The 21560-nt window shown below is 71.7% G+C and carries 17 protein-coding genes; 7 read left to right on the top strand and 10 right to left on the bottom strand.

The window, feature by feature from the left end; genetic code table 11:
- The first annotated feature begins 1 nt into the window (after position 1).
- A complete protein-coding gene (locus tag ACGFNI_RS14545) occupies positions 2-1660 on the top strand; it encodes an NADH-quinone oxidoreductase subunit M (protein WP_393683704.1) in 1659 nt (552 codons plus the stop codon).
- Positions 1661-1692: 32 nt separating this feature from the next.
- Complete coding sequence (nuoN, locus tag ACGFNI_RS14540; RefSeq protein WP_393683702.1) at positions 1693-3309, top strand: NADH-quinone oxidoreductase subunit NuoN; 1617 nt, start codon at positions 1693-1695, stop codon at positions 3307-3309.
- 102 nt (positions 3310-3411) lie between these two features.
- Here the strand turns inward: nuoN and ACGFNI_RS14535 are convergent, their stop codons facing one another.
- On the bottom strand, positions 3412-3903 hold the full coding sequence (locus ACGFNI_RS14535) for a hypothetical protein (protein WP_393683700.1): 492 nt from the start codon (positions 3901-3903) through the stop codon (positions 3412-3414).
- 136 nt (positions 3904-4039) lie between these two features.
- A complete protein-coding gene (locus tag ACGFNI_RS14530) occupies positions 4040-4399 on the bottom strand; it encodes a DUF4232 domain-containing protein (RefSeq protein WP_393683698.1) in 360 nt (119 codons plus the stop codon).
- A gap of 16 nt (positions 4400-4415) precedes the next feature.
- Here ACGFNI_RS14530 and ACGFNI_RS14525 point away from each other — a divergent pair, with 16 nt between their 5' ends.
- The gene (locus tag ACGFNI_RS14525) at positions 4416-4751 is read left to right on the top strand and encodes a hypothetical protein (RefSeq protein ID WP_393683696.1); all 336 of its coding nucleotides are present in this window, start codon (positions 4416-4418) and stop codon (positions 4749-4751) included.
- Positions 4752-5068: 317 nt separating this feature from the next.
- Here ACGFNI_RS14525 and ACGFNI_RS14520 read toward each other — a convergent pair whose 3' ends face one another.
- Together ACGFNI_RS14520 and fahA are read right to left on the bottom strand one after the other, a co-directional pair.
- Positions 5069-5629, bottom strand: a complete 561-nt coding sequence (locus ACGFNI_RS14520; RefSeq protein ID WP_393683894.1) for a GNAT family N-acetyltransferase — start codon at positions 5627-5629, stop codon at positions 5069-5071.
- A 217-nt stretch (positions 5630-5846) separates the two neighbouring features.
- Positions 5847-7058 carry a fumarylacetoacetase gene (gene fahA, locus ACGFNI_RS14515; RefSeq protein ID WP_393683694.1) on the bottom strand — a complete coding sequence of 404 codons (1212 nt, stop codon included), beginning with the start codon at positions 7056-7058 and terminating at the stop codon, positions 5847-5849.
- 489 nt (positions 7059-7547) lie between these two features.
- On the opposite strand from fahA, the gene ACGFNI_RS14510 reads away from it, so the two are divergent.
- The gene (locus ACGFNI_RS14510) at positions 7548-8561 is read left to right on the top strand and encodes a polyprenyl synthetase family protein (RefSeq protein ID WP_393683692.1); all 1014 of its coding nucleotides are present in this window, start codon (positions 7548-7550) and stop codon (positions 8559-8561) included.
- A 273-nt stretch (positions 8562-8834) separates the two neighbouring features.
- Complete coding sequence (locus ACGFNI_RS14505; RefSeq protein ID WP_393683690.1) at positions 8835-10079, top strand: outer membrane lipoprotein carrier protein LolA; 1245 nt, start codon at positions 8835-8837, stop codon at positions 10077-10079.
- A 153-nt stretch (positions 10080-10232) separates the two neighbouring features.
- Here the strand turns inward: ACGFNI_RS14505 and rarD are convergent, their stop codons facing one another.
- From rarD to ACGFNI_RS14475, 6 genes are all read right to left on the bottom strand, one after another.
- Positions 10233-11261, bottom strand: a complete 1029-nt coding sequence (rarD, locus tag ACGFNI_RS14500) for an EamA family transporter RarD (RefSeq protein WP_393683688.1) — start codon at positions 11259-11261, stop codon at positions 10233-10235.
- Positions 11262-11391: 130 nt separating this feature from the next.
- On the bottom strand, positions 11392-12486 hold the full coding sequence (locus tag ACGFNI_RS14495; protein ID WP_393683686.1) for a 2-oxoacid:ferredoxin oxidoreductase subunit beta: 1095 nt from the start codon (positions 12484-12486) through the stop codon (positions 11392-11394).
- A complete protein-coding gene (locus ACGFNI_RS14490) occupies positions 12479-14431 on the bottom strand; it encodes a 2-oxoacid:acceptor oxidoreductase subunit alpha (protein ID WP_393683684.1) in 1953 nt (650 codons plus the stop codon). Before ACGFNI_RS14490 ends, ACGFNI_RS14495 begins: the two co-directional genes overlap by 8 nt.
- 294 nt (positions 14432-14725) lie before the next feature.
- Positions 14726-15385, bottom strand: a complete 660-nt coding sequence (locus ACGFNI_RS14485) for a LuxR C-terminal-related transcriptional regulator (protein ID WP_393683892.1) — start codon at positions 15383-15385, stop codon at positions 14726-14728.
- A gap of 209 nt (positions 15386-15594) precedes the next feature.
- A complete protein-coding gene (locus tag ACGFNI_RS14480; protein ID WP_393683682.1) occupies positions 15595-16908 on the bottom strand; it encodes a sensor histidine kinase in 1314 nt (437 codons plus the stop codon).
- A 193-nt stretch (positions 16909-17101) separates the two neighbouring features.
- Positions 17102-18289 (bottom strand): sensor histidine kinase, encoded by a 1188-nt coding sequence (locus tag ACGFNI_RS14475; protein WP_393683680.1) that lies wholly within the window; start codon positions 18287-18289, stop codon positions 17102-17104.
- A 451-nt stretch (positions 18290-18740) separates the two neighbouring features.
- On the opposite strand from ACGFNI_RS14475, the gene ACGFNI_RS14470 reads away from it, so the two are divergent.
- Positions 18741-19820: a secretion protein snm4 gene (locus ACGFNI_RS14470; RefSeq protein ID WP_393683678.1), complete on the top strand. Its 1080-nt coding sequence runs from the start codon at positions 18741-18743 to the stop codon at positions 19818-19820.
- Between the two features lie 24 nt (positions 19821-19844).
- Entirely contained in the window at positions 19845-21416 is a 1572-nt protein-coding gene (locus ACGFNI_RS14465) for a hypothetical protein (protein ID WP_393683676.1), read from the top strand.
- Positions 21417-21560: the final 144 nt, after the last annotated feature.

Raw genomic sequence — 21560 nt, 5'->3', positions numbered from 1 at the left:
CATGTCGTTTCCCCTGCTGACGGCCACCGCGGTGGTGCCGGCGGTCGGTGCCGTCGCCACCGCCGCGCTGCCCGCGGCCAAGCGCACCGCCGCCAAGTGGGTGGCGCTGTCCTTCTCGCTGGTCACCTTCGTCCTGGCCCTCGTGATCGCGTTCCGCTTCACACCAGGCGCCAAGGGCCCCTTCCAGCTGACCGAATCGCACGCCTGGATCGCCGACTTCGGCGTCCGCTACGAACTCGGCGTGGACGGCATCGCCGTCGCCCTGATCGCGCTCACCGCCCTGCTGATCCCGTTCGTCATCCTGGCGGGCTGGCACGACGCCGACCCCCTGGAGGAGACCCGCCCCAACCGCCGCTGGCGCCCCACCCAGGGCTTCTTCGCGCTGATCCTGGCCGTCGAGGCGATGGTGGTCATCTCCTTCGAGGCCACCGACGTCTTCCTCTTCTACCTCTTCTTCGAAGCCATGCTGATCCCGATGTACTTCCTCATCGGCGGCTTCGGGGACGGCGCGGGGGAGCACGGCGAGGAGCAGGCCGCCACCCAACGGTCCTACGCCGCAGTGAAGTTCCTGCTCTACAACCTCGCCGGCGGACTGATCATGCTGGCCGCGGTCATCGGCCTGTATGCCGCCACGGCTGACCAAATCGGCGCGGGCACCTTCTCGTTGCCGCAGATCGTCGAGGCGCGGGCCGCGGGGAAGCTGGACTTCGGTGCCGGCACCGAACGCCTGCTCTTCCTCGGCTTCTTCTTCGCGTTCGCGGTGAAGGCGCCGCTGTGGCCGCTGCACACCTGGCTGCCCAACGCCATGGGTGAGTCGACGTCGCCGGTCGCCGTGCTGATCACCGCCGTCGTCGACAAGGTCGGCACCTTCGCGATGCTCCGCTTCTGCATCCAGCTCTTCCCCGAGGCCAGCAAGTGGGCCACCCCGGTCATCCTGGTCCTCGCCCTGATCAGCGTCCTCTACGGTGCACTGCTCGCGGTCGGCCAGCGGGACATCAAGCGCCTGATCGCCTACGCCTCGATCTCCCACTTCGGCTTCATCATCCTGGGCATCTTCGCGATGACCTCCCAGGGCCAGGGCGGCGCCACCCTCTACATGGTCAACCACGGCATCTCGACCGCCGCGCTGATGCTGGTCGCCGGCTTCCTGATCAGCCGCCGCGGCTCGCGGCTGATCGCGGACTACGGCGGGGTGCAGAAGGTCGCGCCCGTCCTCGCCGGCACGTTCCTGATCGGCGGTCTGGCCACCCTCTCGCTGCCCGGCCTCGCCCCGTTCGTCAGCGAATTCCTGGTGCTGGTCGGCACGTTCAGCCGCTACCCGGTGATCGGCATCATCGCCACCGCCGGCATCGTCCTCGCCGCGCTCTACGTCCTCGTCCTCTACCAGCGGACGATGACCGGACCGGTGAGGACCGAGGTGCGGAAGATGCCGGACCTCCGGGTGCGGGAGCTGGTGGTGGTGGCTCCGCTGATCGCGCTGCTGCTCTTCCTCGGGGTGTACCCGAAGCCGCTGACCGACCTCGTCAATCCGGCGGTCGATCACACCCTCTCCGTCGTGGACAAGCAGGACCCCAAGCCCGACGTGCACGTGGATGCCACCACCGGCGGCAGCCGGTCCGGCCATGCCACGCACGGTGACGATGCGGAGGCCGCGAAGTGAGTTCCGTGGCAAGTGTCCACAGCCTGTGGACAATGGTGGCCGATACACCCGGCAAGATCCCGGGACCGCACATCGAGTACGCCCAGCTCTCCCCGACGCTGATCGTCCTCGGCGCCGCGGTCCTCGGCATCGTCGTCGAGGCGTTCCTGCCGCGCCGCAGCCGCTATTACACCCAACTGCTGCTGTCCGTGGTGGCGCTGGCCGCCGCGTTCGCCGCGGTGATCGGCCTGGCGGCCGGCGGCTTCGGCACGACGAAGGCGCATGTCGCGGCGATGGGCGCAATCGCCGTCGACGGCCCCGCGCTCTTCCTCCAGGGCACCATTCTGCTGGTGTCGCTGGTCGCCGTGTTCACCTTCGCCGAGCGCAGGCTCGACCCGGCGTCGCACGGCAAGCGGGTCGACTCCTTCGCCGCGCAGGCCGCGGCGGTGCCCGGCGGCAAGGCCGAACAGGAAGCCGTCAAGGCCGGGTTCACCACCACCGAGGTCTTCCCGATCGTGCTGTTCGCGGTCGGCGGCATGCTCGTCTTCCCCGCGGCCAACGACCTGCTGACGCTCTTCATCGCCCTGGAGGTCTTCTCCCTCCCGCTCTACATCCTCTGCGCGCTGGCCCGCCGTCAGCGGCTCCTGTCGCAGGAAGCCGCGCTCAAGTACTTCCTGCTCGGCGCGTTCTCCTCGGCGTTCCTCCTGTTCGGCATCGCCCTGCTGTACGGCTACGCCGGGACGGTCACCTACGCCGGCATCGCCGAGGTCGTCGCCGACGGCGCCAAGCAGATCGACCCGGCGCTGGCCGGCACGATGGGCAACGACGCGCTGCTGCTGATCGGCGGCGCGCTGGTGCTGATGGGCCTGCTGTTCAAGGTCGGCGCCGTCCCGTTCCACATGTGGACGCCGGACGTCTACCAGGGCGCCCCCACCCCGGTCACCGGCTTCATGGCTGCGGCCACCAAGGTCGCGGCCTTTGGAGCGCTGCTGCGGTTGTTGTACGTGGTGTTGCCGGGGTTGCGGTGGGACTGGCGGCCGTTGATGTGGGGCGTCGCGATCATCACCATGCTGGGCGGTGCGATCGTGGCCATCACCCAGAACGACATCAAGCGGCTGCTGGCCTACTCCTCCATCGCGCACGCCGGCTTCATCCTGGCCGGTGTCCTCGCCACCAGTGAGGACGGCATCTCCTCGGTGCTCTTCTACCTCGCCGCGTACTCCTTCGTGACGCTCGGCGCCTTCGCCGTCGTCACCCTGGTGCGGGACGCCGGGGGCGAGGCGACGCACCTGTCCAAGTGGGCGGGGCTCGGGCGGCGTTCGCCGCTGGTGGCCGCGGTGTTCGCGATTTTCCTGCTGGCCTTCGCGGGCATCCCGCTGACCTCAGGTTTCGCCGGAAAGTTCGCGGTGTTCAAGGCCGCGGCGCAGAGCGGCGCCGGCTGGCTGGTCGTCATCGGTGTGCTCTCGTCGGCGATCGCCGCGTTCTTCTACATCCGGGTGATCGTGCTGATGTTCTTCAGCGAGCCGAAGACCGACGGCCCGACGGTCGCGGTGCCCAGCCCGCTGACGACGACGGCCATCGCGGTCGGCGTCGCCGTCACCGTCGTACTCGGTCTGGCGCCGCAGTACTTCCTCGATCTGGCGGGCCAGGCGAGCGTCTTCGTCCGCTGACCCCGGCGCGCCCCGGGGCCCCGACCGATACGCGAACGGCCGCTGCCCGGCACCTGTGAAAGGGATGCCGGGCAGCGGCCGTTCGTGCGCCGGCCCGCGCTCTCAACTGCCGTTGGGTACGCCGCTGGGCAGCTCCGGCAGGTCGGGGATCTTCACCTTGCCGTCGGTCGACCGGGTGTACTTCTCGGTGGGGCCGCTCTTCCAGTCGACGGTCAGGGACTTGCCGTCGGAGCTGGGCTTGAGTGTGCCCATGGTGCGGGTGTCGTCCCCGGTGGTGCACTTGAGCGCGGCCATGGCCATGCCGCCCATCTTCTCGACCTTGCCCAGACAGGCCGTCTTGTGGCCCTGGCTGAGCGCCACCGTCCCCTTGGAGACGACCAGGATCAGCGGGTCGTCCCCCGCCTTCGTCTGCCACGCGCCGTCGAGGGAACCGCCGTCGGCGGGCCTGCCCGCGTCGTCCGGCGCCGTGGGAGCCGTCGTCTCCGGCTGCTTGCCCTCCTTGTTCCCGGAGTTGCTGCCGCCGCTGTCGCCGCAGCCGCTGAGCAGCATCGCGACGAGGGCGGTCGCTCCGGCGATCTGCACTGCCTTGCGCACGTACGTCTCCTCGGTCGGTGGTGGAACAGGAGGACGTGAGGCTAGCAGCCGGCCGGCCCCCGGGAGGCAGCGGCGAGAGATGCCGCCTCCGCCCCTGCCTCCCGGTACTGCCGCGCGTGCGGCAGGCCGCCGGAGGCTACTTGTCGGCGCCGACCGGGCTCACGGTGATGTTCGGGGCGGAGTCGGAGGCAGCAACGTTGATGTGGAGCGTCAAGGTGCGGGAGTGGGTCTCGTTGGGCGGGGTGACCACCGTGCTGGTGAAGGTCAGGCCGCTGCCGCCCGAGTGGTTCGGTGGGAAGCGCAGCGTGAATCGGGTGTCCTGCCCCGTCCGCAACGTCACGCGCGGCGCGGGGGACGAGGTGCGCTTCGCGCTGAGGCCGCCGTCCTGCGTCCTGAGGTCGACGCCGGGGAAGCCCTGCATCGAACACGTCGCGGCGCCCGTGTTCTTGAGATGGATCAGAACCTGCCCCTCGGCCTTCCCGTCGGAGAAGCTCATCTTCAGGTGTGAGGTCTTGCAGCCAATGGGGGCCGACTGCCGTGGCGCGTTCGCCCCGGCCTCCGGCTTCGTCGCCTTGGCGGAATCGGCCCCGGAAGCCGGCTTCTTGGCCGGAGCCGACGTCTCCGGCGAATCCGAGGCCGACTCCTTCGGTGCGGCCGAAGCCGACGTCGACTCCTTGGGTGAAGCCGAGGGCGATCCGCTCTCGGGCGCCGCAGTGCCACCGTCCGCCGCGCTCTGCGAGGAAGCCGCGCTCGCGCCCGAAGACGCGTCATCGCCGCTGCCGCCGTCACACGCCGTGAGCGAGAGACCGGCCGCGACCACAGCCACAGCGAGGACCGGCATTCTCTGAACGCGCATCGCTATTCCTCCACCTAAGGGTGCCGCCCCTGCCACTCACCCCCAAGCCTCACCAGCCTCAAGAGCGTCACGAGCAAGCTTTCTGATCATGCGAACAGCGACGCTACGGCCCCGCGTTCCACTTGCAAACCCCTGCATATGTGTCCGTTGCACGGAGGCGGGAGACCCGTGACTCGACGACAACCCCGCACAGCAGCGCGCACGCTACGGGAGTTGGACGGCGGCTGTGGGCCGCCGTCCATTCACGCTTACGCGGTGATCCCCGCCGCGATGCGGCTGCGGATCCGCCGGCTGCCCGACGGAGGGCCTTCAGCCGGTGGACGGGGTGCGGGGGGCGCGCCGCATGGCCCACAGCGTGGGGCCGCCGCCCGGCAGTTGCATCTCCCCGAGCACGGTGAAACCGAAGTGCTCGTAGATGGGGAGGTTGGACGGCTTGGAGGACTCCAGGTAGACGGGCAGGCCCGCCGCGTCGGCCTGGGCCAGCCCCGAGCGCAGCAGGGCGGACCCGTGCCCCTGGCCCCGGGCGGCCGGATCGGCGCCGATCACGGCCAGGTACCAGTGCGCTTCGCCCGGTGTGTGCTCGGCCGCCGCCTCGACGGCATCGCGGAACAGCGGAGCCCGGTCGCCGAGGATGTCCTGGAGCTCCTGGACGGTCTCCGCGTCGGGAACGGCCTTCGCCTGCCCCTCGGGCGCCACCCAGAAGGCGGCTGCCGCGTCGGTGCGCTCGCACACGCCGTGGTGCACGTACTGCCGGGTGAAGAGCGTGGTGAAGTAACGGCCCAGCCCTGCCTCGCGAGAGGAGTCTTCGGGGAAGAACCAGCGCATCATCGGGTCGTCGTCGAACGCGCGGGCCAGCGCGCGGCTGACCATCTGGGCGTCGTCGATCGTTGCCCTCTTTGAGATGTTAGTTATCGGCACGCGGTCATTGTGCACCCCTGGTGATCTCGGTCGGTCGGCGGGCGGCCCACTCCCTTGTCGGGCCAAATGCGCGGTCCGGCAAGGGAGTCACCCGCAACGGCGCAGCGCCCTCACTTCGCGTGCGCCGCGCCCCGCTCCTCCAGCGGATCGAGCGCGCCCGGCGGCCCGTTCAGGCCCCCGAGGACGCGTCCCGCGCGGGCAGGATGCGGCCGGTGACCTCGCCCAGGCCGATCCGGGCGCCCTCCGGGCCCGGCGCCCAGGCGGTGAGGGTGACTTCGTCGCCGTCCTGGAGGTACGGCCCCTTGCCCTGGGTGAGTTCGAGCAGGCAGCCGAGCTGGTCGGGTTCGGGGCCGGAGACCGTACCGGACGCGAAGAGGTCGCCGGTGCGCAACGAGGCGCCGTTGACGGTCATATGGGCCAGCTGCTGGGCGGCGGTCCAGTACATCGTGGAGAACGGCGGGCGGGAGACCGTCTCGTCGTTGATGCGCACCTCGATGCGCAGGTCGATGCCGCCCGGCTCGGCCGCCGCGTCGTCGAGGTACGGCAGCAGCGGCAGGTCGCGGGCGGGCGGGGCGGTACGGGCGTGGTCCAGGGCGTCGAGCGGGGTGATCCAGGCGGAGACGGACGTCGCGAAGGACTTGCCGAGGAACGGGCCGAGCGGGACGTACTCCCACGCCTGGATGTCCCGTGCGGACCAGTCGTTGAGCAGGCAGACGCCGAAGACGTGGTCGCGGAAAGCGCCCAGGGCGACCGGTTCGTGCAGCGCCGACGGGGTGCCGACCACGAAGCTGACCTCCGCCTCGATGTCGAGCCGGGTGGAAGGCCCGTACGAGGGAACGGCGTCCGCGGGTGCCTTCCGCTGGCCGTTGGGGCGCACCACCGGCGTGCCGCTGACCAGGACGGTGCCGGCCCGGCCGTGGTAACCGATCGGCAGATGCTTCCAGTTGGGGGGCAGCGCGGCGTCGTCCGGGCGGAAGATCTTGCCGACGTTGGTGGCGTGATGCTCGCTGGCATAGAAGTCGACGTAGTCGGCGACCTCGAACGGGAGGTGCAGCGTGACCTCTTCCAGCGGATGCAGCAGGGGCGCGATCGCACTGTGGTGCGCGGGGTCGGTCACCGCGGTCCGCACGGCCGCGCGGACCTCCTGCCACACCGAACGCCCTGCGGCCAGCAGAGGATTGAGCGTCGGCGCGGCGAGCACATCGGCGTGTTCGGGCCGTACCGCATCGGGCAGCGCACTCAGATCCAGTACATGACGGCCGTACCGGACACCGATCCTGCGCAACGCGGGTGCCGCGGCGGTGCTGAAGACGCCGTAGGGGAGGGTGTGCGGGCCGAAGGGATCGCCTTCCGCCAGGTCGAACGGGCTCTGCTCGGTCATGACAGCTCCTCGCGTTCTTCGTCGCCGGTGGGCCGACGGGCCGGTGGGCCCCCGCCGCACAGAGTACGACCGCCCCGCCACCCCACGTGCGGCCTGTGGAAAACCCCCGTCCGCGCCCGTGCCGCCCCCTCCCATGACGCCGACCGCACGCGCAGCGGGGAAGCCGTCCGCGAGGATGGCCGAAGTGAAGGATGGCCGAAGTGCGCGTGGCCCTCGTGGGTGACGCGGTGACCCTCGCGGGTGTCGGGTTTTCCGGTGACGGGAGTGACTCCTGGGAGTGCGGGTGCTGCTGTTCTTCCGCCGCCCCTCTAGCAAAACCTTCACAAAGGGTGATCAAGAACATACCGGGCGGAGGGTCGGCCGACTTCCGAGGTGGTTCGGGGGACGGGCGCTCACGGTGATCGAACTGGGACCGGATACGCTGGCCAACGGTGGAGACAGCGACAGATCGACAATCCGTTTGATCGTCAGCAGACAGGAGTACCCCTCGTGACCGTCGTCGGGCCCTTCGGGCTGAGCGTGCGGGACCAGGCTCTTGAGGCCGATGTCCAGGCCGGGTTGGCGGCTGTCGAGGAGGGCCTGCTGGAGGCCACCAAAAGCGACGTGCCGTTCATCACCGAGTCCGCGCAGCACCTCGTGCGTGCAGGAGGTAAGCGGTTCCGGCCGCTGCTGGTGATGCTGGCCGCCCAATTCGGTGATCCGTACACCCCCGGCGTGGTGCCGTCGGCCGTGGTCGTGGAGCTGACGCATCTGGCGACGCTCTACCACGACGACGTGATGGACGAGGCGGACGTGCGCCGCGGGGTGGCCAGCGCCAACGCCCGCTGGGGCAACTCCCTCGCCGTCCTCACCGGCGACTTCCTCTTCGCCCGCGCTTCGCACATCCTGGCCGACCTCGGGCCCGACGCGGTCCGTATCCAGGCCGAGGCGTTCGAGCGCCTGGTGACCGGCCAGATCCTGGAGACCGCGGGCCCGCGCGACGGCCGCGACCCCATCGACCACTACCTGGACGTCCTCGCGGGCAAGACCGGCTCGCTGGTCGCCGTCGCCTGCCGCTTCGGCGCGATGATGTCGGGCGCCGACGAGTCGACGGTCAGCATCCTCACCCAGTACGGCGAGCGGCTCGGCACCGCTTTCCAGCTGGCCGACGACGTCCTGGACATCGCCAGCGACTCGCACGAATCGGGCAAGACCCCCGGTACGGACCTGCGCGAGGGCATCCCGACGCTGCCGGTGCTGCACCTGCGGGCCCGCGCCGAGAGCGAGGCGGGCACCGCCGATGACCGCGCGCTGTGCGAGCTGCTGGCCGGCGACCTCACCGACGACACACGGCACGCCGACGCCCTGGCGCGGCTGCGCGCCCACCCGGCGCTGGAACAGGCCCGCCGGGACACCGTGCGCTATGCCGAGGAGGCCCGCGCCGCGCTGGCGCCGCTGCCGGACTGCATGGCCAAGACCGCGCTGGAGAGCCTGTGCGACGCGGTGGTGCACCGCGCCGGATGAGCGGCGGCGCCCGGAGCTGACCGTTCCGGGCCGGCACCCTCCATCCGTCGTCCCCTAGGGAGCGATCACTCTCCCGGTGTACGGAACCGCCCCCGGGGTGATCGGACGTCATCCCCCAGGGGGAGGACGAGTTGCTCCCCCTGGTTGACGCGCGATCCCGGCCGTTTTGATGGGATGGAACGCACCACAACGCGGCGGAAGGCCCCCTACCGGGGCCCAGGGGCGGACGAGTGCGCAGCGCGGAAACCGCCGCTCACGACGGAGGTAGGGCACATGCCACGGAACGAACCGACAGAGGTCGCCGACGACCGGTACGCGGACGGGGAGCGCTCGACGAAGCGCCGTAAGGCGGTGCGGTACGGAGTGCCGGTCGCGGTGGCGGGGGTGGCGGCGGCGACGATCGGGCTGGTCCCGGCGTTCGCCGGATCCGGTTCCCCCGACCTGCCGGAGATCTCGGCGCAGCAGCTGATCGCCAAGATCGCCGCATCGGACACCCAGCAGCTGTCCGGCACCTTCCGCATCAGCACCGATCTGGGGCTGCCGTCCCTGCCCGGTGGCCTCGGCGGCGCGGCCGGCGAAGGCGGCGCGAAGGGCGACGGCGCGTCGGCCTCCCCGCAGAGCAAGCTGATGGAGCTGGCGTCCGGTACGCACACGCTGAAGGTGGCCGCCGACGGCCCGGAACGGCAGCGGGTGTCGATCGTCGACAGGTCCGCCGAGTACAGCCTCGTCCACAACGGCCAGGAGGTCTGGGCGTACGACGGCGGCAGCAACACCGCCGTGCACAGCCGCAGCGCCGGGAACGGCGAGCAGGCCGGGCAGCACGGCGGATCCAAGGACCTGCCGAAGGGCCTGGAGCACGCCACCCCGCAGGAGCTGGCCAAGGAGGCGCTCAAGGCGGCGGGTGACACCACGTCGGTCACCGTCGACGGCACCGCGAAGGTCGCAGGGCGGGACGCGTACCAGCTGGTGATCAAGCCGAAGCAGTCCGCGTCGACGGTCGGCGCGATCCGGATCGCGGTGGACGCAGGGAACGGCGTGCCGCTGAAGTTCACCCTCACGCCCAAGAGCGGCGGAGCGGCTGCCGTCGAGGCCGGCTTCACCGAGGTCGACTTCGGCAAGCCCGCCGCCGCCACGTTCGCCTTCACGCCTCCCAAGGGCGCCAAGGTCGTCGACGGCGACAAGCAGCACGCCGACGGCCTCCCCAAGGGCTTCAAGGGATCCCAGGGCGCCAAGGGGCCCCAGGGCCTGGGCGGGTTCGACGTGGTCGGCAAGGGCTGGACGTCCATCGCCACGATCAAGGGCTCCGGGTCCGGTCTGCCGTCCGGCAAGGAGGGCGGCGCCGCCGCGTCGTTCCTCGACAGCATCGGCGACAAGGTGACCGGCGACTTCGGCTCCGGCCGGGTCTTCAGCACCCGCCTGGTCAACGCCCTGATGACCGACGACGGCTCGGTCTACGTCGGCGCCGTCGACAAGCAGGCGCTGGTGAACGCGGCCAACGCGGCAGGCTCCGCCAAGTGACGCCCCCACCCGCGCAGGGTGCGCCGCGGCGCCACCGCTAGCGACCGGCCGCCCCTGCGCCCCGGAGGCGCCGTACCTGCCGCATCACCGGCCGGTACGGCGCCTCCTGTGGTGCGGCACGGCACCCACGGGGAACAGGCGGCACCGGTGGGGTCAGACGGTGCCGCCCCCGGCGGGCCGCACGTCCTCCTGGCCGGCCGGCCGCCCCGGTACCGCGGTGTCCCTGGCCGCCAGCGCCGCGGCCTCATCGGCCGCCGTCTCGCCGGCCCGCGTCGCCGCGGCGGCCAGCGCGGCGCGCCCCTTGCCCGCGGTCCGCAGCGCGTCCCAGGTCAGTACCACGAGCGCCAGCCACACCAGCGCGAACCCGGCCCAGCGCTCCGGAGGCATCGCCTCGTGGAAGACCACGAGACCCAGCAGGAACTGGAAGGTCGGCGCCAGGTACTGGATCATCCCGAGCGTGGTCAGCGGCAGCCGTACCGCCGACGCGCCGAAGGCGATCAGCGGCACCGCGGTCGCGATCCCGCAGCCCGCGAGCAGCAGCGCGGGACCGGTCCCGTCGTTGACGAAGCTGGACTGCCCGCGCCCGCCGAGGAAGAGCAGGAAGCCCAGCGCGGGCAGGAACTGGATCGCCGTCTCCGCGCTGAATCCGGCCACACCGTCGAGCTTGATGCCCTTCTTGACCAGGCCGTACGTCGCGAACGTGAACGCCAGGACGAGCGAGATCCAGGGCACCCTGCCGTACGCGACGGCCATCACGACGACCGCGAGGGCGCCGACACCCACCGCCGCCCACTGCAACGGACGCAGCCGCTCACGCAGCACCAGCACCCCGAACGCGATGCTGACCAGCGGGTTGATGAAGTAGCCGAGCGAAGCCTCCAGGACGTGCCCGGTGTTGACGGCCCAGATGTACAGGAACCAGTTGACCGAGATGACGGTCGCGCTCAGCAGGATCAGCCCCAGCCGCCGGGGCTGCCGCAGCAGCGGCCTCACCCACGACCAGCGGCGCAGCGCGGCCAGGATGACCAGGGCGACGGGCAGCGACCACACCATGCGGTGGGCCAGGATCTCGGCCGGCGAAGCGGCGTCCAGCAGGTGCCAGTAGAGCGGCAGCAGGCCCCACATGCCGTAGGCGGCGAAGCCGTAGGCGAGTCCGGTGCGCTGCGTGCTTCGAGCGTCCAAGGGGCGGCCCTCCCGGTGCTGCCTCGACAACGACCCTGTGAAGGTAACGCCGGACGGCCCGCCTGTCATGCGCGTATCGCCATACGGTCATGACAGGCGGGCCGTCCGGGAGGGGCCCGTGGAGCGGGTGTCAGCCGACGACCGTCCAGGTGTCGTTGCCCGCGAGCAGTCGGCCGAGGTCGCCCTTGCCCTGCTGCTCGGTGGCGGTGTCGAGCTGGTCCGCCATGAGGGTGTCGTAGACGGGGCGTTCGGTGCTGCGGAGCACCCCGATGGGGGTGTGGTGGAGTGTGTCGGGGTCGGCGAGGCGGGACAGGGCGAAGGCGGTGGTGGGGGAGGGGCTGTGCGCGTCGTGGACCAGCACGCCACCGGCGCCCTCCTCCCGTACGTCGATGACCTTGAGGTCGCCGGTGGCCGGGTCGCGGACCACGCCCTTGGAGCCGAGGCCGTCGGGGGCGAGGGGGCCGAAGCGGATCGGCCGGCCGTGCTCCAGGCGGATGACGGCCTCCTCGGCCTTCTCCTTGTCCTTGAGCACATCGAAGGCGCCGTCGTTGAAGATGTTGCAGTTCTGGTAGATCTCCACCAGCGCCGTACCGGGGTGGGCCGCCGCCTCGCGCAGCACCGAGGTGAGGTGCTTGCGGTCGGAGTCGACCGTGCGGGCCACGAAGGACGCCTCGGCGCCGAGTGCCAGCGAGACCGGGTTGAACGGCGCGTCGAGCGACCCCATCGGCGTCGACTTGGTGATCTTGCCGGCTTCGGACGTGGGGCTGTACTGGCCCTTGGTCAGGCCGTAGATCCGGTTGTTGAACAGCAGGATCTTGAGGTTGACGTTGCGGCGCAGCGCGTGGATGAGGTGGTTGCCGCCGATGGACAGCGCGTCGCCGTCGCCGGTGACCACCCATACGGACAGGTCGCGGCGCGAGGTGGCCAGACCGGTGGCGATGGACGGGGCGCGGCCGTGGATGGAGTGCATCCCGTAGGTGTTCATGTAGTACGGGAAGCGGGAGGAGCAGCCGATGCCGGAGACGAAGACGATGTTCTCCTTCGCCAGGCCGAGTTCGGGCATGAAGCCCTGGACGGCGGCGAGGACGGCGTAGTCGCCGCAGCCGGGGCACCAGCGCACTTCCTGGTCGGACTTGAAGTCCTTCATGGACTGCTTGGCCTCGGCCTTGGGCACCAGCGACAGGGCGGTCGGCTGGGTGGGCCCCTGTGCGATCGTCTCAGTCATTGACGGCCTCCTTGATGGCCTCCTGGAAGACCTCCGCGAGCTGCTCGGCCTTGAACGGCATTCCGCTGACCTGGGTGTACGAGCGCGCGTCGACGAGGTACTTGGCGCGCAGCAGGGTGGCGAGCTGCCCGAGGTTCATCTCCGGCACGACCACCCGGTCGTAACGGGCCAGGACCTCGCCGAGGTTGGCGGGGAAGGGGTTGAGGTGACGCAGGTGGGCCTGGGCGATCTGCCCGCCGGCGTTGCGCACCCGCCGGACGGCCGCGGTGATCGGCCCGTACGTCGAACCCCAGCCCAGGACGAGGACCTTGGCGTTGCCGGAGACGTCGTCGACCTCGACGGCGGGGACGTCGACGCCGTCGGTCTTGGCCTGCCGGGTGCGGACCATGAAGTCGTGGTTGGCGGGGTCGTAGGAGATGTTGCCGGTGCCGTCCTGCTTCTCGATGCCGCCGATGCGGTGTTCGAGGCCCGGCGTTCCCGGCACCGCCCAGGGGCGGGCGAGGGTGGCTTCGTCGCGCTTGTAGGGCCAGAACACCTCGGTGCCGTCGGCCAGTTGGTGGTTGGGCCCGGAGGCGAACTGGACGCTCAGGTCCGGCAGGTCCGCGACGTCGGGGATCCGCCAGGGCTCGGAGCCGTTGGCGAGGTAGCCGTCGGAGAGCAGGAAGACCGGCGTGCGGTAGGTGAGGGCGATCCGGGCGGCGTCCAGGGCCGCGTCGAAGCAGTCGGCCGGGGTGCGGGGCGCCACGATCGGCACCGGGGCCTCGCCGTTGCGGCCGTACATCGCCTGGAGCAGGTCGGCCTGCTCGGTCTTGGTCGGCAGGCCCGTCGAGGGGCCGCCGCGCTGGATGTCCACGATCAGCAGCGGCAGTTCGAGGCTGACGGCCAGGCCGATGGTCTCCGACTTCAGCGCCACACCGGGGCCCGACGTCGTCGTCACCGCCAGCGCACCGCCGAACGCGGCGCCCAGCGCGGCGCCGATCCCGGCGATCTCGTCCTCCGCCTGGAACGTGCGCACGCCGAAGTTCTTGTGCTTGGACAGCTCGTGCAGGATGTCGGACGCCGGAGTGATCGGGTACGAGCCGAGGTACAGCGGCAGGTCCGCCTGGCGGGCCGCGGCGATCAGCCCGTAGGACAGCGCCAGGTTGCCGGAGATGTTGCGGTAGGTGCCGGCCGGGAACGCCGTCGTCGCCGGGGCGACCTCGTAGGACGTGGCGAAGTCCTCCGTCGTCTCACCGAAGTTCCAGCCCGCGCGGAACGCCGCCACGTTGGCCTCGGCGATGTCCGGCTTCTTCGCGAACTTCGCCCGCAGGAACTTCTCGGTGCCCTCCGTCGGACGGTGGTACATCCACGACAGCAGGCCGAGCGCGAACATGTTCTTGCTGCGCTCGGCCTCCTTGCGGGACAGGCCGAACTCCTTCAGCGCCTCGATCGTCAGCGTCGTCAGCGGCACCGGGTGAACGTGGTAAGCCTCCAGCGACCCGTCCTCCAGCGGGCTGGTCGCGTACCCCACCTTCGCCATCGGGCGCTTGGTGAACTCATCGGTGTTGACGATGATGTCCGCGCCGCGCGGGACGTCGGCGAGATTCGCCTTCAGCGCCGCCGGATTCATCGCCACCAAAACGTCCGGCGCATCCCCGGGAGTAAGAATGTCGTGATCGGCGAAATGCAGCTGAAAACTGGAAACACCGGGCAGAGTGCCGGCGGGTGCCCGGATCTCGGCAGGGAAATTCGGCAGCGTCGACAAGTCATTACCGAACGACGCGGTCTCGGACGTGAACCGGTCGCCGGTGAGCTGCATACCGTCACCGGAGTCGCCCGCAAACCGGATGATCACCCGGTCGAGGCGCCGGACTTCCTTACCTCCGCCGCTGTCACCGGTAGTGCGCTGTTCCCCGACAAGCGCTCCGTCGGCCTGCTCGGCTGTGCTGTTGACCTGGCTGGTCACTGCTTCGGACCTCCCTAGAGGCGTAAGGCTCCCCGCCTTGCGGCAGGGCTCGGGACGTGTCGTGCCGACCGGTGGTCCCCTCGCCATCGTACGGGGGTAAGGGTCACCTTCCCTGGGTCGATCACATGATGGACTTCTTCATGAGACGACATTCCGGTGGAGATTGTCACGGAATAGCTGCTTTTTCCTCTCCTTCTCCCCAGCGCTCCCGACTCCTCAAAAGGTTCTAGGACCAAGGTCCTGGGTCCTGGCCGAAAGGGCTCCGGCCTGCGCGTCCGACGCCACGTCAGATTCTCAGGAGTTGAGATAGGTCAGCACGGCGAGCACCCGGCGGTGATCCCCGTCACTCGGCGACAGGCCCAGCTTCAGGAAGATGTTGCTGACGTGCTTCTCCACCGCGCCGTCGCTGACCACCAGCTGCCGGGCGACCGCCGAGTTCGTCCGCCCCTCGGCCATCAGCCCCAGCACCTCGCGCTCCCGCGGCGTCAGCCGTTCCAGCACGTCCTGCTTGCGGCTGCGGCCGAGCAGCTGCGCGACCACCTCAGGATCCAGCGCGGTACCCCCTTCGGCGACCCGCACCACCGCGTCGGCGAACTCCCGCACCTCCGCGACCCGGTCCTTGAGCAGATAGCCGATGCCCCGGCTCGAACCGGCCAGCAGCTCCGTCGCGTACTGCTCCTCGACGTACTGCGAGAGCACCAGCACCCCCAGATCCGGATGCGCGCGGCGCAGCTGGATCGAGGCGCGCACCCCCTCGTCGGTGTGGGTCGGCGGCATCCGCACGTCCGCCACCACCACGTCGGGCAGCGCACCGGCGTCGGCCAGCTCGCCGATCACCTTGATCAGCGCGTCGGCGTCCCCCACCCCGGCCACGACCTCGTGCCCGCGGTCGGTCAGCAGCCGCGTCAGCCCCTCCCTGAGCAGCACCGAATCCTCGGCGATGACCACCCGCACTGTGTCCTCCACGCTCACAACCCCCCGCATCATCGAACCCCACCCGGCGCTCTGCGCCCTCCGGGACGCCGTCCTGGCCGCCCTCAAGACCCCAGCATCCCAGCATTCGGACGCGGAGGGAGGAGCGGACGGGGAGACGAGGGAGGAAAGGAGCGCGGGGCGGGGCGTGCGAAGGGGATACCGGCCCGCCGACGGCCTGCCCGTACGGGCTAGGACCGCCAGGGCAGTTCGGCGGTGACGGAGGTCGGGCCGCCGTTCGGGGAGTCGATGGCCAGGAGGCCGTCGACGGCGGCGAGACGGTCGGCGAGACCGGCCAGGCCGCTGCCTGCGGCCGTGCCGGCGCCGCCCCTGCCGTCGTCCGTGACCAGCAGGACGATCCGGTTCTCGGTGCGCCAGACGTCCACCGTGGCGCTGCTCGCGCGGGCGTGCTTGGAGACGTTCTGCAGGAGTTCGGAGACGGTGAAGTACGCGGTGCCCTCGATCGCGGCGGCGGGCCTGCGGTCCAGATCCACCGTCACCGTCACCGGCACGGTGCAGCGCGCGGCGAGCGCCGACAGGGCCGGGCCGAGCCCGCGGTCGGTGAGGATCGCCGGGTGGATGCCGCGGGCCAGGTCCCGCAGTTCCTGGAGTGCGGTCTTCACCTCGCCGTGCGCCTCGTCCACCATCCGCGCGGCGGCCTCCGGGTCCTTCGCCAGCTTCTCCTTGGCAAGACCCAGATCCATGGCCAGCGCCACCAGCCTGGCCTGCGCGCCGTCGTGCAGATCCCGCTCGATGCGCCGCAGGTCGGCGGCTGCGGTGTCGACCACCACGCCGCGGTCGGTCTCCAGCTCCGACACCCGGCTGGCCAGCGCCGAGGGGCCGAGCAGGCCGTGGACCATGACCCGGTCGAGCTGCGTCAGACCGTGGATCACCCACGGCCCGGCGAACACCATCAGCAGCCCGATCCCGCTGGTGCCCCAGATTCCGGCGGACGACGAGAGGTAGAAGCCGTGGCCCGCGCCGTCGCCCCACATCTGGATTCCCGGCTGGCCGACGTAGGCGGGGAACACCCAGTGCCACAGCGGGTAGGCCAGCAGCCCCCAGCCGAGCACCCAGAACGTCAGGGAGAAGACGAAGGAGAACACCGCCCACGGGAAGTGCAGCATGCAGTAGAGCAGGTGGCGCCAGGAGGCCCCGCTCTTGAGGACACTGCCGACCCACGGCATCAGGCCGGGCTTGGCCGCGCGCAGCGGCGCCGGGTCGGCCACCCGCACCCCCAGCAGCGCGCGGGCGCGCGCCCGCTCCATGCCGCCGAGACCGCGGGCGCCGGCCAGCCCGCCCGCGAACACCGGGATCCCCAGGAATGTCACCAGCAGGCCGGTGCCGAGCGAGATCACCGCCGTCGCGTACGTGAACATCACGACGGCGATGGGGAGGCTGATGAGGAGGTAGAGGAACTCCCGCCAGGTGCGTCCCGAGAACGGCGCACGCAGCCCGATCGGCACGCGGGAGGCGGAAGCCTGCGGGGCGTATGCGGAATCCATCGTTTCGTTTCCGTTCTGCCGTATCCGGCGACGTGATCACCGGTGCGCCGTCGAAGCCTCACCGGCCGGAGCCGCCCGACCTGCCGGGACCGCGCTCCCCCTCATCTCAAGACTCTCCGGACCACGCGCCGGACACCATGAGGCTCCTCGCAGTCTTCGCCGGGGGTTTTCCCCACCCCCGCGAGACGTCCGCTCACCGCCGCCCGCGCCACGGCAGCTCCGCCGTCACCCGCGTCGGCCCGCCCTCGGGCGAATCCAGCACGAACAGCCCGTCCACCGACTCCAGCCGCTCCGCGAGCCCGGCCATCCCGCTCCCGCCGTCCAGCCGGGCACCGCCCCGCCCGTCGTCCTCCACCCGGATCAGCAGCCGCCCGCCGGACCGCCACACCTCGACCGAAGCCGACCGCGCCGCACTGTGCTTGGAGATGTTCTGCAGCAGCTCGGAGACGGTGAAATAGGCGATGCCCTCGATGGCGGCGACCGGACGCTCCGGCAGCTCGACCGAGGTCGTCACCGGCACCGTGCAGCGCCCGCCCAGCGAGAGCAGCGCCGGGCCGAGCCCGCGGTCGGTGAGGATCGCCGGATGGATGCCGCGGGCCAGATCCCGCAGCTCCTGGAGCGCCAGCTTCACCTCGCCGTGCGCCTCGTCCACCATCACCGCCACGCTCTCGTCGGCCTGGCCCTCCCGCAGCTTCTCCTTGGCAAGACCGAGGCCCATGGCCAGCGCCACCAGCCTGGCCTGCGCGCCGTCGTGCAGATCCCGCTCGATCCGCCGCAGATCGGCCGCCGCCGTGTCCGTCACCGTCATCCGGTCCGACTCCAGCTCGGCGATCCGCCGCTCCAACTCGTCGGACGGCGACAGCAGCCCGCGCACCATCGCCCGGTCCACGTTCGACAGCCAGCGCGCCACCCACGGCAGCGCGGGCCAGCCCACGAAGAGCGAGGCGAGGACGACGGCGAAGGTCAGGACGGCCCACGGCAGCCTGACCACCGCGAACAGCGCGTGCCGCCAGGCGACCGGATCCGTCAGCCGCACCCACAGCCACGGGAAGAAGCCGTCCTCCCGGGGCCGCGGCGGGCTCGGCTCCGGCACCCGCACGCCGAGCAGCACCCGCGCCCGCGCGCGCTCCAGTCTCCCGTACTGCCGGCACACCAACAGCCCCACGGCCAGCAGCGGCAGCCCGATCACCGTGACCGAAAGACCGATGCCCAGCACCAGCCACACCATCACGACGACGAACGCGAACACCCCCAGCGGAAAGTTGGCCAGCAGGTACCCGATCTCCCGCCAGGTCCAGCCGCTGAGCGGCGCCCGCGGCGGCGGAGGCGGCGCGCCCTCCTGGACATCGGCGCCGGTACTGACCTGGGATCTGTCGCTCATACAGCCAAGCCTGCCGGGCCGGGGGCTTCGGGGCCATGGGGGACGTGGGGTGGCGGGGGTGGGGTTTTCCCTACCTTGCGGCACCGGACGGCCTGCCGGTTCTGTGGTGCAAAGGATGTGCGCCGGGCGGACCCCGGCCGTTCTCCGGAGATCCATGGACGTGACGGAGAATTCCGTACCTGGGTGATTGCCCCCTTCTTGCCGGGTGTTGGCCGCCTCTGTGCCCGTTGGCGGCGAGGCGGCGGGTATGCGGAAGTTCCGCAGCCCGAGGGTGACGGGGGTGTCGGAGTGGCCCCGTATCGTGTTGCAGTAGGGAACGGTGCGGGGGAGGGACGATGGCGCGGGATGACGACCGCAGGAAGCCGGATCCGGCTTCCGCGCGGCGGCGCGGGCTCCGGGACGACAGCCGTCCCGTGGCGCCTTCCGGCAGCGACACAGGGGCGGCGTCGGCATGGTGAGCGTGCATACGGATGCGGGCGCGCAGGTCGCGGACGACGCGGTCGATGAGGTGCCGGACGCTCTGGACGTCCGCGCCTGGCGCTGGGGCGACCTGAGCCGGACGTGGACGGCGGGCGCCGCGAGCGTGCTGCTGGCGCTGACCGCCGGTGTGTGCGCGGCCGGTTGGTACGGGCCGGCGCACGCCGCGCTCTGGCTCGGCGTCGCCGGAGTGCTCGCCGCGGCGGCCGGCGCGGTGTGCGGGCTGCTCGAACGGCGACCGCTCGCGGTCGCGTTGCTGGTGCTGGCCGGTGCCGTCGGCGTGCTCGCGTCGTGGCAGGCCACCTCGGCGGGCCCGGCGCGGCTGGCCGCGGCGGGGCTGACCGTCGCCGCCGCCCTCGCGCTGCTCGGCCGCTGCACGGGACTCGGCCGCGGCGGCCTCATCGGCGCGGCGGCGGTCGGGCTCGCCGTCGGCGTCTGGGAGGCCGTCCTCGCGCTGACCGACGTGCCCCGTACGGGAGTTGCGCTCGGCGTGGTGTCGGTCCTGGTCCTGGGACATCTGCCCCGGCTCGCGCTGACGGCGGCCGGCCTGACCCGGCTCGACGACCAGCGCTCGGGCGGCACCCCGGTGAGCCGGCACCGGGTGGCGACGGCGCTCGGCGCGACCCATCGCGGTCTCGCGCTCGCCACGGTGGCCGTGGCCGTATCGGCGGGCGCGGCGGGAATCCTGGCGGCCGGCGCGGATGACGGGTGGGCGACGGCCGCCGCGCTGCTGGTGTGCCTGCTGCTGTTCTCCCGGGCCCGTGCCTATCCCCTGGCGCCGGAGGTCATCGCCCTGCTGGCGGCCGGTACGGCGGTGGGTGCCGGGCTGGTGCTCCGGTGGGCGGCGGCTTCCGACGACCCCATGGGGGCGCTGGTGGCGCTGAGCCTCCTGGCGGTGCTGCCGTTGGCGGCGCTCGCGATACGGGTGCCCGAGCACATACGGGTGCGGCTGCGCCGTGTGATGAACCTCGTCGAGTCCGTCGGTGTGGTGGCGCTGTTCCCGGTCGCGTTCGGCGCGTTCGGGGTCTACAGCCGGCTGCTGCAGACGTTCTGAGCCGGAAGGGCGGCGGAGCAACCCATGTCAGAAGGCCACGAGACGGCCGGGCCTGCGGCGGGACCGGAGACGCAGGAGCGGATGGTGCGGGAGGAGCAGGCGGGGGAGACGGAGCGGGCGGTGCGGGAGACACGCTCGCCTTTCGACCCGCCGCCGGTTGCGGCGCCGCCCCTGGGTGCGCCGCCGCCCACGCCGTCGTCGGCTACGGAGCCGCCCGCTCCGCAGCCGCTTGCCGCGCCGTACGCGCCGCAGCCGCCGATCGGGACGCCCGTTCCGGTGGCCGCCACCCCCGGCGCCCCGGACCCCGGGCAGCAAGTCCCGCTCCCGCAGCCACCGGTCCCCGGCCCCGCCATGCCGCCGCCTTCCACCCAGGCCGTGCCGGTCACCCGAGCCACGCCGACCCCTCAGGCCATGCCGGCCCCCCAGGCCACACCCGACACTTACGGCACGCCACCCACTTACGGCACGCCGCCCACCCCCGCACCCCAGGCCCCCGCCTACCGCTCCGCCCCGGGAGTCCGCGTCCACACCTCGTCCCCCACCCCCGTCTCCGTGCCGCTGCTGCCGCCCGATCTGGACGCGCTGCGGGCCAAGGCGCGGCACGGCGAGTCCGTCGTGCAGCGGGCGGGGCGTGCCGTGCGGCGGGCCCTCGCGTCCTCGCCCGCCGCGGAGACGGCCGCCGCCACCGAGACCGCGTACGCGATCCAGCAGCCCGTCACCACCGGCCGCCAGATCGCGGTGTCCAGCATCCGGGGCGGCGCGGGCAAGTCCACCGTCGCCGCCCTGCTGGCGCTGACCTACGCGCACTACCGTGCCGACCCGGTGCTCGCCGTCGAGGCCGACCCGGCGCTCGGCACGCTGCCGCACCGGCTCGGCGCGACGGAGGTCCGCTGGTCGGGCACCGACCTGGCGCAGATCGTCGACCCGTCGATGCTGATCACGGACCTGACGGGATATCTGCTGCCGTTCCCGGGCGGCGGCTGGCTGCTGCCCGGCAGCCAGGGCGCGATCGGCACCCGCCTCGATCTCGATACGTACCGGATCGTGATGACCTCGCTGCGCCGGTACTTCGCGACCACCGTCGTGGACTGCGAGACGCTGCCCGCCGAGGTGGCGCGCACGGCACTGGTGACCACGCAGGCCAGGGTGCTGGTCTCGCCGGCCACCCCGGAGGGCGTGGTGGCCACCCGCGCCGTGCTGGACTGGGTGGGCGGCCTGCACCGCGGGATCCTGCCGACGACCGTCGTGGTGCTCAGCCACGGTGCGCCCGATACGGCACTCGACCTGCGGCGGGCCGCCGAACATCTGGGCACCGGCGGCGCGGCGGTGCTGCCGCTCCCGTACGACCGGCACCTCGCGGCCGGCGGCGCCATACGCACCGAACTCCTCGGGGAGCGGACGCTGAAGGCCGCGGCGCGGATCGCGGGCGAGGTGATGAACCGCGCGGTGTCCCGCGGCCGGCCCGCGGCTCCCGGACAGCACGGCCCGGCCGGGGGGACACCTCCGGGAGCATCGGCCCCGCCCGCACCGCCGGTGTACACCGGCCACACCCCGGCCGGCTCCGGCCCCGGTGGCGCGTACGGGCACCCCCGGTGACGACAGGGCCGGTTCTCCTGGCGGCAATCCACCGCGTCCGCCGACCGGACACCCACCGTCCCGTCCCTCGGGCGGCCCAAGGTGCAGGGGGTCAGCTCGTCTAGACTTCGTGCATACAGATCGTCGAAGTCGTTGAACAAGCGC

The sequence above is a fragment of the Streptomyces sp. NPDC048644 genome, from assembly GCF_043199105.1.
Lineage (GTDB): Bacteria > Actinomycetota > Actinomycetes > Streptomycetales > Streptomycetaceae > Streptomyces.
The sequence above is the reverse complement of the archived record's forward strand: the minus strand, read 5'-3'. Positions and strand labels throughout refer to the sequence as shown.